Annotated in this window: 12 protein-coding genes and 1 pseudogene; 10 read left to right on the top strand and 3 right to left on the bottom strand. The window is 65.6% G+C overall.

Annotated elements, in window-relative coordinates; translation table 11 throughout:
* Positions 1-43: 43 nt before the first annotated feature.
* From E4P82_RS10655 to E4P82_RS10645, 3 genes are all read right to left on the bottom strand, one after another.
* Positions 44-1,420, bottom strand: a complete 1,377-nt coding sequence (locus E4P82_RS10655) for a DegQ family serine endoprotease (protein ID WP_169248865.1) — start codon at positions 1,418-1,420, stop codon at positions 44-46.
* A gap of 85 nt (positions 1,421-1,505) precedes the next feature.
* Positions 1,506-2,465: a DnaJ C-terminal domain-containing protein gene (locus E4P82_RS10650; RefSeq protein ID WP_169248864.1), complete on the bottom strand. Its 960-nt coding sequence runs from the start codon at positions 2,463-2,465 to the stop codon at positions 1,506-1,508.
* A gap of 61 nt (positions 2,466-2,526) precedes the next feature.
* On the bottom strand, positions 2,527-2,967 hold the full coding sequence (locus E4P82_RS10645) for an Hsp20/alpha crystallin family protein (protein WP_169248863.1): 441 nt from the start codon (positions 2,965-2,967) through the stop codon (positions 2,527-2,529).
* 111 nt (positions 2,968-3,078) lie between these two features.
* Between E4P82_RS10645 and moaB the strand changes: the two genes are divergently transcribed.
* The 10 genes and pseudogenes from moaB to E4P82_RS10595 form a co-directional block, all read left to right on the top strand.
* Positions 3,079-3,627, top strand: coding sequence for a molybdenum cofactor biosynthesis protein B (gene moaB / locus E4P82_RS10640; protein ID WP_169248862.1), 549 nt, complete (start codon positions 3,079-3,081; stop codon positions 3,625-3,627).
* On the top strand, positions 3,614-4,534 hold the full coding sequence (gene rssA, locus E4P82_RS10635) for a patatin-like phospholipase RssA (RefSeq protein ID WP_169248861.1): 921 nt from the start codon (positions 3,614-3,616) through the stop codon (positions 4,532-4,534). Before moaB ends, rssA begins: the two co-directional genes overlap by 14 nt.
* A gap of 57 nt (positions 4,535-4,591) precedes the next feature.
* On the top strand, positions 4,592-5,443 hold the full coding sequence (gene purU / locus E4P82_RS10630) for a formyltetrahydrofolate deformylase (protein ID WP_169248860.1): 852 nt from the start codon (positions 4,592-4,594) through the stop codon (positions 5,441-5,443).
* An 11-nt stretch (positions 5,444-5,454) separates the two neighbouring features.
* Positions 5,455-6,150, top strand: coding sequence for a sulfite exporter TauE/SafE family protein (locus E4P82_RS10625; protein WP_169248859.1), 696 nt, complete (start codon positions 5,455-5,457; stop codon positions 6,148-6,150).
* Positions 6,151-6,261: 111 nt separating this feature from the next.
* A complete protein-coding gene (locus tag E4P82_RS10620; RefSeq protein WP_169248858.1) occupies positions 6,262-6,891 on the top strand; it encodes a phosphoribosylanthranilate isomerase in 630 nt (209 codons plus the stop codon).
* Positions 6,888-8,111, top strand: coding sequence for a tryptophan synthase subunit beta (gene trpB, locus E4P82_RS10615; RefSeq protein WP_312914745.1), 1,224 nt, complete (start codon positions 6,888-6,890; stop codon positions 8,109-8,111). Before E4P82_RS10620 ends, trpB begins: the two co-directional genes overlap by 4 nt.
* Positions 8,112-8,125: 14 nt before the next feature.
* A complete protein-coding gene (gene trpA, locus E4P82_RS10610) occupies positions 8,126-8,956 on the top strand; it encodes a tryptophan synthase subunit alpha (RefSeq protein WP_169248857.1) in 831 nt (276 codons plus the stop codon).
* A gap of 95 nt (positions 8,957-9,051) precedes the next feature.
* Positions 9,052-9,918: an acetyl-CoA carboxylase, carboxyltransferase subunit beta gene (gene accD / locus E4P82_RS10605; RefSeq protein ID WP_169248856.1), complete on the top strand. Its 867-nt coding sequence runs from the start codon at positions 9,052-9,054 to the stop codon at positions 9,916-9,918.
* Positions 9,919-9,940: 22 nt separating this feature from the next.
* The gene (gene folC, locus E4P82_RS10600) at positions 9,941-11,239 is read left to right on the top strand and encodes a bifunctional tetrahydrofolate synthase/dihydrofolate synthase (RefSeq protein ID WP_169248855.1); all 1,299 of its coding nucleotides are present in this window, start codon (positions 9,941-9,943) and stop codon (positions 11,237-11,239) included.
* A gap of 2 nt (positions 11,240-11,241) precedes the next feature.
* Positions 11,242-11,693 (top strand): annotated as a pseudogene (locus E4P82_RS10595) (hypothetical protein); the annotation flags it as partial.

Here is an 11,693-nt window from a genome sequence, read left to right as displayed (position 1 = left end):
GATAAAACCGGGAACGGCGACAAACCGTTCCCGGACGCGCGACTTAGCGCAGCATCAGCACCAGCTCCTCCTGGCCGCGCAGCAGATTGAGCAGCAACCCATCGCGATCGATCATGAGTTGCCTCAATTCGGCGGTGCTGGCGATGGGGCGGCGATTGACGCCGATGATAATGTCGTTTCTGCGCAAACCGGCGCGGGCGGCGGGACTACCGGAATCGACGCCCACGATCAGCACCCCCTGCACCTTCCCGGCCAGCGGCGAATTCGGCCCGATGTCCTCGAAGGTGGCTCCCGCCAACCGCGGATGGAGCGCCTCGCCTTCCGCCTTGGCCGGCACGTACTCGCCCACCTTGGCATCGAGGGTGAGCGGTTTGCCATCTCGCAGGATTTCCAGCCGCACCGTCTCGCCCACCTCCAGCAAGCCGATGGCGTTGCGCAAGCCGCCACCGTCGCGAATCGATCGCTCGTTGACCCGCAACACCACGTCACCCTCTTTCAGTCCGGCTTTGGCGGCGGTGGAACGAGGGCTGACCTGGGCGATGACCGCGCCCTGACTGACGGGCAGATTGAAAGCCCGTGCCAAGTCCGGCGTGAGATCCTGCACCGACACCCCCAACTGACCGCGCCGCACCGAACCATGGTCGACGATCTGCTCCATCAACCGCGCCACCATATTGGCCGGAATGGCGAAGCCGATGCCGACATTGCCCCCGCCGGGCGCGATGATGGCGGTGTTGATGCCGACCAGCTCGCCGCGCAGATTGACCAACGCGCCCCCGGAGTTACCGGGATTGATGGACGCGTCGGTCTGGATGAAATCTTCGTAGCCCTGGATACCCAGGCCGGTGCGGCCCAGGGCACTGATGATACCGGAGGTCACGGTCTGGCCCAGGCCGAACGGATTGCCGATGGCCACCACGAAATCGCCGACTCGCAGCCGATCGGAATCAGCCAACGGCAATGCGGTGAGATTGCGGGCGGGTACCTGGATCACCGCCACGTCGCTTTCCGAATCGGAACCAATCACCTTGGCGTCGAGCTGGCGGCCATCGCGCAGGGTGACGGTGATGGTGTCGGCGCCGTCGACCACATGGTGGTTGGTGATGACGTAGCCGCGCCGGGCATCCACCACCACCCCGGAACCGACGCTCTGCGCCCGGCGCTCGCGCGGCTGGTCGGGGACATTGAAGAATCGGCGGAAAAACGGGTCGTCCAGCAACGGATTGCGGCGCAGTTGCACCCGGCTTTCGGTGGCGATGTTGACCACCGCCGGGGTGGCTCGTTCCAGCATCGGCGCCAGGGTCGGCAGCGGCTGGCCCTCCACCAGGGCGGGCAAGGCCGCTAGCACCGACGGCGGCACGGCGGCGGCAAGACCCAGCACCAGCAGGGCCACCGGCAAGAGACAGCGTTGGTTGTTCATACGACAAAAACTCTCTATCTTGACCGGCAATCGGGCAATTTCAGGCCAGGGAACGACCGTCGTCTGGAGCCATGTTACGACAGTGTCAATGTTTCCAATGAGCGCGCGGATCGAACGGAAGTTCCCGCTCCATGCGTCGAAAACATTCGCGCGCTTCCTCGGTATCGGCCGGCGGATTGACGATGCGTAGTACCGCCAATTGATCGCCGGGCGGCTGGCCGGGCAGACCGCGACCGCGCAGCCGCAGCTTCTGACCGTTGCGGGCATTGGCCGCGATGTTCAGCGTCACCGGGCCACCCAGCGTCGGCACTTCGACCTTGCAGCCCAGCGCCGCTTCCCAGGGCGCCAGCGGCAGTTCCAGCGTGATATCGCGCCCCTTGACCTGATAGAGCGGATGCGGCCTGATCGTTACTTTCAGATAGAGATCGCCGCCGGCTCGGCCGCCACCCTGACCGGCCAACCGGATCTTCTGGCCGGTGGTCACGCCGGCGGGAATCCTGACGTTCAAGGTCCGGGTCTGGGTGCTGACCCGCCCGCTGGCATCCATCTCCGGCGCCTGCAATTGCAAGGCGCGCTGGCCACCGTGATAAGCCTCTTCCAGACCGATCTCCAGCGCCACGGTCCGATCCTCACCGCCGGGCTGCTGGAACCCGCGTCCGCCGCCGTGAAACCCACGCGCGCCGCCGAGCCCGCCGAGCCCGCCGAGCCCGCCGAGCCCGCCGAACAGCGATTCGAAAAAGTCGCTGAAATCGCCGCCGCCGAACCCGCCGCCAGCGGATGGCCGTCCACTCTGCCAACCGGGCGGTGGTCGGAACTCCTGACCGGCCCGCCAATTGTTGCCGAGCTGGTCGTAGGCGGCGCGCTTTTCGGAGTCGCGCAGCACCTCGTAAGCCTCGGCGACCTCCTTGAAACGGTCCTCGGCGTTGGACTCCTTGCTGACGTCCGGGTGATATTTGCGAGCCAGCCGACGATAAGCCTTCTTGATGTCCTCTTCCGAGGCATTGCGGGCCACGCCGAGAATTTGGTAGTAGTCCTTGTATTTCATGCCGGCTCCGGGCGGTTTGGACGGAAGCGACCGGCGGGAGCGCTCCCGCCGGTCATGAGGTTCAGCCTTCGACCTTGATAGTCCGCGACACGGTCTGGGTCAGCTTGGGAATGCCGATTTCCAGTACGCCGTGCGCACTACGGGCGGCGATCCGCGCCAGATCGGCGGTGTCGGGCAGGCTGAAACGACGATAGAAGCTGCCGCAGGGCCGTTCGACCCGGCTGTAGCCGGCGCGAGTTTCGCGGGTTTCGCCCGGCCGATTGCCGCGGAGGGTCAGGATACCGTTTTCGGCGATAATCTCGATATCCTTCGGGTCCACACCGGGGATATCGGCACGCAGCACATAACGATCCTTCTCTTCCTTGATGTCCACCGCCGGAATCCAGTCGCAAGTCGCGATACTGGATTGATCCTGGTCGGCGTTGTAGGGTTCGAACAGCCGGTCCAGTTCATTGCGCAGGTGGTGCATGCGCCGCCAAGATTCGAAACGGGTTGGGTTCATGGCAGAAAGCCTCGCATAAGTAGGTTGTCGATGATTTTTAAATGCGGTCGGCCGATCGGATTTCAAGCGATTCCGGCCGGATTTTCTTCGAAGCAGCAAGGAGTGTCCGTCATGAACGAATGTAAGTTTCTGCCGCTGGCGATGGCGGTGCTGACCGTGTCCGATACCCGGACCCTGGCGGACGACGCGTCCGGTCAAACCCTGGCGGAACGGCTAACCGCCGCCGGTCATCGACTGGCCGACCGCACGATCGTGCCCGACGATATCTACCGTATCCGGGCGGTGGTGTCGGGCTGGATCGCCGATCCAACGGTGCAGGTGGTGCTGATCACCGGCGGTACCGGCATGACCGGCCGCGACAGCACACCCGAGGCAATCCGACCGCTGCTGGACAAGGAAATCGACGGTTTCGGCGAATTGTTCCGCATGCTGTCCTGGGAAGAGATTGGCACCTCCACCCTGCAATCGCGGGCACTGGGAGGACTGGCCAACACGACTTTCATTTTCTGCCTACCCGGTTCGACCGGAGCCTGCCGCACCGGCTGGGACCGCATCCTGCAAGCCCAACTGGACGCCCGCACCCAACCCTGCAATCTGGTCGAACTGTTGCCGCGCCTGCGGGAAGGGTGGGAAGGAAGCGGTGGCCATGCGGTTGCGTAAACCCCGGCTCGGCATCGCCCTCGGCAGCGGCTCGGCCCGCGGCTGGGCGCATATCGGCGTCCTGCGGGCGCTGGAACAGGCCGGCATCGTCCCGGATGTAGTGTCCGGGACCTCGATCGGCGCACTGGTCGGCGCGGCCTACGCCAGCGGCCGGTTGGACCCGTTGGAAGAGTGGGTCGCGCGAATCGACTGGTGGGAAATCATCCGCTACATGGACATGCGTCGCGGCGGCGTGGAAGGTGAGCGGCTGATGCGCGCCTTCGGCGAGCGGGTCGAGGATGTGCCGATCGAAACCCTGCCCAAACCGTTCGGCGCGGTGGCCACCGATCTGCTGACCGGTCGAGAGGTGTGGTTCCAGAACGGTTCACTGCTGGAGGCGGTGCGCGCCTCCATCGCCCTGCCGGGACTGTTCAGCCCGGTGCGGTTTCAGGAACGCTGGCTGGTGGACGGCGGACTGGTGGACCCGCTGCCGGTGTCGTTATGCCGGGCACTGGGCGCGGAACAGGTGATCGCGGTGAATTTGAACGGCGATATCGTTGGCCGACATCTGCTCGGGCGATCGACGCGGCGACCGGCCTCGAATCCACTACTGGCACGGCTGAGCACCGGCTGGCAGACGGTGTTGGGGAATCTGCACGATCGCTTGTCACCGCCGGAAAAGGAGGAGGACGAGCCGCCGAGCCTGTTCGACGTGATGGCCGGCTCGATCCACATCATGCAGGACCGCATCACCCGGGCGCGGATGGCGGGCGACCCGCCGGACGTGGTGCTGGCCCCGCGGCTGGCGCATCTGGGGCTGATGGATTTCGACCGCGCCAGCGAGGGCATCGCCGCTGGCATGGATTGCGTGCGGCTGCACCTGCCGCTGCTGCGCGATGCCCTGAACCTGGCGGAAAAGCCGGGATGACAAGCGACGATTTCGCCTACAATCCGCCCTCTTCCGCGCAACCCTGCTGAAATCGCCATGCTCATCCTTCGCTATATCCTGACCATCGCCTGCCCTGACCGGGTGGGGATCGTGGCTGCCGTGTCCGGCGTGCTGGCGGCCCATCGCGGCAATATCGTGGAATCCAGCCAGTTCAGCGACACCGAGTCCGGCCGGTTTTTCATGCGTCTGGTGTTCGACCTGGACGAAGCGAGCGAACCAGTGCTACTGGAGCATTTCACTCCACTGGCCCAGCAGTTCGAGATGGACTGGCGTCTGTACGACCAGCGCCGGCCACCCCGAGTGATGGTACTGGTGTCCAAAGCCGAGCATTGCCTGAACGATCTCTTGTATCGGCACCGCACCGGAGCGCTGGCGATGGCGATCACCGCCATCGTTTCCAACCATCGCGAGTTGGCGCATCTGGCCGACTGGCACGCGATTCCCTACCACCATCTGCCGGTGACAGCGGCGACCAAACCGGAACAGGAGCAGCAGATCCTGGACCTGGTCGAGCAGACCCGAACCGAACTGGTGGTACTGGCTCGCTACATGCAGATCCTGTCGCCGGAGCTGTGCCGGGCGCTGGCGGGACGGGCGATCAACATTCACCATTCCTTCCTGCCCGGCTTCAAGGGCGCCAAACCCTACCATCAGGCCTACAACCGCGGAGTGAAGCTGATCGGCGCCACCGCTCACTACGTCACCGCCAATCTGGACGAAGGGCCGATCATCGAGCAGGAAGTGGAGCGGGTGGACCACGCGCATAGCCCGGAACACCTGGCGGCGGTCGGCCGCGACATCGAGAACATCGTGCTGGCCCGAGCGATTCATTATTACCTGGAACGGCGGGTGTTCCTGAACGGTGGCAAAACCGTGGTGCTGCGCTAGGAAGCGGCGAGATGGCCATCGATCCTCCTTATCTGGCCGCTTTCTTGATCGGTCTGAGCGGCGGCGCGCACTGCTTCGGCATGTGCGGCGGCATCGTCGGGGCACTGACCCTGGGCCTTCCAGCGACGCCGGGACATCCGCTGCGCACCCGCCTGCCGTATCTGCTGGCCTACAACGGCGGGCGCATCATCAGTTACATGATCGCCGGTGCGCTGGCCGGCGGCGTGGGCGCATGGGCCACGCATCTGCTGCCCGTCCATCGTGCTCAATTGGGACTGCAACTGCTGGCCGGACTGTTCATGATTCTCCTCGGCTTGTATCTGGCCGGTTGGCAAACGGTGCTGGGCCGGCTGGAACGAGCCGGCGGCGTGCTGTGGCGACGGATCGAGCCGCTGGGCCGGCGCTGGCTGCCGGTGCGCACCCCGGCGCAAGCTTTTGGCATCGGCTTGGTGTGGGGTTGGCTACCCTGCGGCCTGGTCTACAGCGTCTTGGTGTGGGCGATCGGCGCGGGTGGAGCGCTGAAAGGCGCGCTGCTGCTGCTCAGCTTCGGTTTAGGCACCCTGCCGGCGCTGCTGGCGATGGGCACGGCCGCAGCGGCGCTGGCGGAATTCGTGCGGCGACCAGCGGTGCGCCACTTGACGGGCAGCCTGGTCATTCTGTTCGGGATATATGAAATCGTGCTGGCGGCGCGGATGCTGATAGGCTAAAAGCGTTCTCGGTCGTCCCGCCACGGCCGCGCACATTACTCCACAAATCCCGCTGAATTCTGATAGTCTTCAACTCCTCCAACCGTCCTTGCCCTGCCCAGTACCCGTTCCATGACCCCGACACCCCGTACCCGTGTCAAGATCTGCGGCATCACCCGTCCCGAGGACGGCGTGACGGCGGCCGAGTTGGGCGCGGACGCCATCGGTCTGGTGTTCCACCCGCCCAGCCCCCGCTACGTAAGCGCGGATGCAGCATGCCGAATCATCACGGCACTGCCGCCCTTCGTCACCACGGTCGGCTTGTTCAGGAATGACGAACCCGAGGCGGTTCGCGCCATCTTATCCCAGGTTCCCGTGCAGCTACTGCAATTTCACGGCGACGAGGAAGCGGCTTACTGCGCGGCGTTCGGCCTGCCCTATCTCAAGGCCGTGCCGATGGGCGCCAACGCCGACGTACGGGACTACGAGCAGCGTTTCGCCGACGCAGCCGGCCTGCTGCTGGACAGCCACGGCGGCGATAAAATGGGTGGCTCCGGCCAAGGTTTCGACTGGGCGAAAATTCCCGCCGAACGCCGCAAGCCCCTGATTCTGGCCGGTGGCCTGCATCCCGGCAACGTCGCCGCCGCGATCCGCCAGGTCCGACCCCAGGCGGTCGACGTCAGCAGCGGGGTGGAAGCCGCCAAAGGCGTCAAAGACGCCGAATTGATGCGCGCATTTTTTTCGAGGTGTGAACGATTGTGAAAGCCGCACTGCGTAACCCGGTCGATTTCAGCCAGTTTCCCGACGCCAACGGTCATTTCGACCGTTACGGCGGCCGGTTCGTGGCCGAAACGTTGATGGAAGCCCTGCACGAATTGAACGAAGCCTGGCGGGACTGCCGCAATGACCCCGAATTCCTGGCGGAACTGGACGCCGATCTGGCCCATTACGTCGGCCGCCCCAGCCCGCTCTATTACGCCGAACGCTGGAGCCGGCAACTGGGCGGCGCGCGCATCTACCTCAAGCGCGAAGATCTGAACCATACCGGCGCGCACAAGATCAACAACACCGTCGGCCAAGCACTGCTGGCCAAGCGCATGGGCAAGACCCGACTGATCGCCGAAACCGGCGCCGGCCAGCACGGCGTGGCCTCCGCCACCGTGGCCGCTCGGCTGGGCATGGAATGCGTGGTCTACATGGGCGCGGAAGACATCCAGCGCCAAGCGCTGAATGTCTATCGCATGCGGCTGCTGGGCGCCACCGTGCAACCGGTGACCTCCGGCTCGCGCACCCTGAAGGACGCGCTCAACGAGGCCCTGCGCGATTGGGTCGCCAATGTGGACAACACCTTTTACATGATCGGCACGGTGGCTGGCCCGCATCCCTATCCGCTGATGGTGCGCGAATTTCAGGCGGTGATCGGGCGCGAGGCGCGCGAGCAGATGCTGAGCGAGTACAACGTGCTGCCGGATGCCTTGGTCGCCTGCGTGGGCGGCGGTTCCAACGCCATCGGCCTATTCCATCCGTTCCTGAACGACAGCGAAGTGGCGATCTATGGGGTCGAGGCCGCCGGCTCCGGCATCGACACCGGCCGCCACGCCGCCACCCTGTGCGCCGGTCAACCCGGTGTGCTGCACGGCAACCGCACCTACCTGCTGAACGACGAGCATGGCCAGATCACCGAAACCCACTCGGTTTCCGCCGGGCTGGACTACCCCGGCGTCGGCCCGGAGCACGCCTGGCTCAAGGATATCGGCCGAGCCCAGTACGTCGCCATCACTGACGACGAGGCGCTGCAAGGTTTCCATGACTTGACCCGCGCCGAAGGCATCATTCCGGCGCTGGAAAGCAGCCATGCCTTGGCCTACGTCACGAAACTGGCTCCGACAATGCGCCCCGACCAAAGCATCGTGGTCAACCTGTCCGGCCGTGGCGACAAAGACATCTACACCGTCGCCGCGCTGGAAGGCATCCAACTGTAAGGGTCTCGAATCTTATGAACCGGATTACCCACCGTTTTCAGGAGTTGCGCCGCGCCGGGCGCAAGGTCCTGATTCCGTACATCACCGCCGGCGACCCGCACCCGGAACTAACCGTGCCAATGTTGCATGCTCTGGTCGCGGCCGGTGCCGACATTATCGAGCTGGGCGTGCCGTTTTCCGACCCGATGGCCGATGGCCCGGTCATTCAGAAAGCTTGCGAGCGGGCGCTGGCCCAAGGCATGACCCCGCGACGGGTACTGGAACTGGTGCGCGAATTTCGCCAGATCGACGCTCAGACCCCGCTGGTCCTGATGGGCTATCTCAACCCCATCGAGCGCATGGGCCACGCGGCATTCGTCGCCGCCGCCCGCGACGCCGGGGTGGACGGCGTACTGACCGTGGACCTGCCGCCGGAAGAGGCGGCCGAACCGATCGAACTGATGAGCGCCGCCGGGATCGCTCCCATCTTCCTGGTGGCCCCGACCAGTTCCGTCGAGCGCATCCGTCGCACCGCCCAATTGGCGCAAGGCTATCTCTACTACGTCTCGCTTAAGGGCGTGACCGGCTCGGCCGCGCTCAACGTCGCCGAAGTGGCGGAAAAACTGGCGACCATCCGCGCCTGCACCGATCTGCCGCTGGGCGTCGGCTTCGGCATCAAGGACCCGCCGACCGCCGCCGCCGTCGCCCGGATCGCCGACGCCGTGGTGGTGGGCAGCGCGCTGGTCGCCAAGATGCACGAACTGGCCGACGACCCCGAACGGATGCGCCGGGAGGTTGCCGCGCAGCTCGCCGCCATGCGCCAAGCCATGGATCAAGCCGGCATGCCCACCGCTTTCGCCGGCTGAGCGTCCCATCGCACGCAATATTTCTTCTCTCCAGGCCCGCCCGGCATCCCGATCACCGGCCGCCGGAGACTCTCCCCAAACCCGGAACCCGTTGCATGAGCTGGTACGAAAAACTCGTTCCCTCCCGCATCCGCACCGACGGCCGCAACAAGCATCAGATTCCCGAAGGCTTGTGGAGCAAGTGCGAGGAATGCGGGGCGGTACTGTATCGCGTCGAGCTGGAGCGCAATCTGCAAGTCTGCCCCAAATGCGGCCATCACATGTACCTTGGTGCCCGCCAGCGCCTGCGCGGTTTTCTGGATGAAGCCGATTCGAGCGAAATCGGTGACGATATCGAACCGACCGATTTTCTCAAGTTCAAGGACAGCAAGAAATACAAGGACCGCCTGGCTCAGGCACAGAAAACCTGCGAGGAAAAAGACGCTCTGATCGCCATGCGCGGCCTGCTCAAGGGCATGCCGGTGGTCGCCGCCGCTTTCGAATTCGAGTTCATGGCCGGCTCGATGGGGTCGGTGGTCGGCGAGCGCTTCGTCCGCGCCGCTCGAATCGCCTTGCAGGAACACATCCCCCTCATCTGCTTTTCCGCCAGCGGTGGCGCGCGAATGCAAGAAGCCCTGGTCTCGCTGATGCAAATGGCCAAAACCAGCGCCGTGCTCGCCCGGCTGGCCGAGCACGGCATCCCCTACATCTCGGTGCTAACGCATCCGACCACCGGCGGCGTCTCCGCCAGCTTGGCGCTGCTGGGCGACATCAATATCGCCGAGCCCAAGGCGCTGATCGGTTTCGCCGGTCCACGGGTGATCGAACAAACGGTCCGGGAAAAATTGCCGCCCGGCTTTCAGCGCAGCGAGTTTCTGCTGGAGCACGGCGCCATCGACCTGATTCTCGACCGCCGCGAACTGCGCGACCGCTTGGCCAATCTGCTGGCGCTGCTGACCGGCCGCCCCGCCTTGGCGGCTTAGGCGCGCGCATCGAGATCCCCGGATGCCCGATTCACGGTTTGCGACCCTGGACGACTGGCTGCGCTGGCAGGAAACCCTGCACCCCCGAACCATCGACTTGGGTTTGGAGCGGGTGCGGACCGTGTTGCGCCGGCTGCAGCCGGAACCGCCGCCCCACATCGCAATCACGGTCGGCGGCACCAACGGCAAAGGCTCCTGCGTCGCCCTGCTGGAAGCGATACTGCGGGCCGCCGGTTACCGGGTCGGCGCCTACACCTCGCCGCACCTGTTGCGCTACAACGAGCGTATCCGCATCGACGGCGCGGAAGCGGGCGACGACGCGCTCCGCCGGACTTTTGCCCGCATCGACGCGGCTCGCGGCGACATCTCCCTGACCTACTTCGAATTCGGCACCTTGGCGGCGCTGGAACTGTTCCGCGAAGCCGACGTCGAAGTCGCGCTGCTGGAAGTGGGGCTCGGCGGACGGCTGGACGCAGTCAACATCGTTGACGCCGACGCGGCGCTGGTGGTCAGCATCGGCCTCGATCACACCGACTGGTTAGGTCCGGATCGCGACAGCATCGGCTTCGAGAAAGCCGGCATCTACCGCGCTGGCCGACCGGCGATCTGCGCCGATCCCGATCCGCCACGCCGACTGGTCGAATACGTGCGCGACATCGGCGCGACTTACCGGCAAGTCGACCTCGACTACGGCTTCGAGCGCACCGGTCGGACCTGGCGCTGGTGGGTGGACGAGCTACGCTTCGATAACCTGCCACCACCGGGGCTGACCGGCTCGCACCAGATCGGCAACGCCGCCGCCGTGCTCATGACCCTGGCCAGCCTGCGCGACCGCTTGCCGGTGACCGCCGCCGCCATTCGCGCCGGATTGGCGCGCGCCGAACTGCCCGGTCGCTTGCAAAGCATCTCCGGCCCGGTTGAGTGGATTCTCGATGTTGCCCATAATCCGCATGGTGCCGCCGTCCTGGCCGCCCACCTGCGGGAACAACCCTGCGCCGGGCGAACCCAGGCCGTCATCGGCCTGCTGGCCGACAAGGACGCAAGCGGCGTCGTCCGAGCGCTGACCGGCCTGATCGACGGCTGGCATCCGGTCATGCTGACCGGGCCGCGAGGCGGTTCCGGCGACGAACTGGCGCGGGCACTGCGCGATGTCGACGCGCCAGCGCCCACCGACGTCGCCAGCGCCTGCCGAGCCGCCCGGACCGCCGCTCGGCCCGGCGACCGCATCGTCGTGCTGGGTTCGTTCCAAACCGTTGCGCCCGTGCTGGCCGCCCAGCCGTGGCTATCCGATTCTCCCCCGCCGCAATCACGGGAGGCTTGATTTTGAACAACCGCTTAACCCAACGCTTGGTCGGCGCCGCCGTCATTACCGCGCTAGCCGTGATTTTCGTCCCGGAATTTATTAAAAAACAGCAAATTCCATCCGACGCCAATCCTCCTTCGGCTCGCTCGCCGGACACCCCATCGCCAAGCGCTCCAAAACCGTCCACGCTGACATTCTCCGTTCCGGCATCCGCCGACACCGCCCCACCGGTTGCCCAGACGACGCCCGCAGCGGCTCCAGAAAAACCGGACTCCCCGGCCGAGACGCAGGCTGCTCAGGAAGAAGAAGCGGCACGCGTTGCCAGGGACCAAGCCGAAGCCGAGCGCATCGCGGCCAGCAAGGCCCGTGCCGAAGCCACCCGCCGCCAAGAGCAGGCGGACGCCGCTCTGACGCGCGCCCGCGCCGAGGAAGCGCGTGGCGCCGCCGCCAACAGCCAGGCTGCCCGCCTGCA

The organism is Candidatus Competibacter phosphatis, from assembly GCF_012939995.1.
In the GTDB taxonomy this organism is placed as follows: domain Bacteria; phylum Pseudomonadota; class Gammaproteobacteria; order Competibacterales; family Competibacteraceae; genus Competibacter; species Competibacter phosphatis.
This window is presented reverse-complemented; position numbering and strand designations above follow the sequence as displayed.

What these genes read in the sequence shown, in the direction of transcription:
- E4P82_RS10645 (WP_169248863.1), bottom strand. Translation starts at nt 2,967, where the DNA reads ATGAACCCAACCCGTTTCGAATCTTGGCGGCGCATGCACCACCTGCGC.
- accD (WP_169248856.1), top strand. Translation starts at nt 9,052, where the DNA reads ATGAGCTGGTACGAAAAACTCGTTCCCTCCCGCATCCGCACCGACGGC.
- E4P82_RS10620 (WP_169248858.1), top strand. Translation starts at nt 6,262, where the DNA reads ATGACCCCGACACCCCGTACCCGTGTCAAGATCTGCGGCATCACCCGT.
- E4P82_RS10625 (WP_169248859.1), top strand. Translation starts at nt 5,455, where the DNA reads ATGGCCATCGATCCTCCTTATCTGGCCGCTTTCTTGATCGGTCTGAGC.
- E4P82_RS10655 (WP_169248865.1), bottom strand. Translation starts at nt 1,420, where the DNA reads ATGAACAACCAACGCTGTCTCTTGCCGGTGGCCCTGCTGGTGCTGGGT.
- purU (WP_169248860.1), top strand. Translation starts at nt 4,592, where the DNA reads ATGCTCATCCTTCGCTATATCCTGACCATCGCCTGCCCTGACCGGGTG.
- moaB (WP_169248862.1), top strand. Translation starts at nt 3,079, where the DNA reads ATGAACGAATGTAAGTTTCTGCCGCTGGCGATGGCGGTGCTGACCGTG.
- E4P82_RS10650 (WP_169248864.1), bottom strand. Translation starts at nt 2,465, where the DNA reads ATGAAATACAAGGACTACTACCAAATTCTCGGCGTGGCCCGCAATGCC.
- rssA (WP_169248861.1), top strand. Translation starts at nt 3,614, where the DNA reads ATGCGGTTGCGTAAACCCCGGCTCGGCATCGCCCTCGGCAGCGGCTCG.
- trpA (WP_169248857.1), top strand. Translation starts at nt 8,126, where the DNA reads ATGAACCGGATTACCCACCGTTTTCAGGAGTTGCGCCGCGCCGGGCGC.
- folC (WP_169248855.1), top strand. Translation starts at nt 9,941, where the DNA reads ATGCCCGATTCACGGTTTGCGACCCTGGACGACTGGCTGCGCTGGCAG.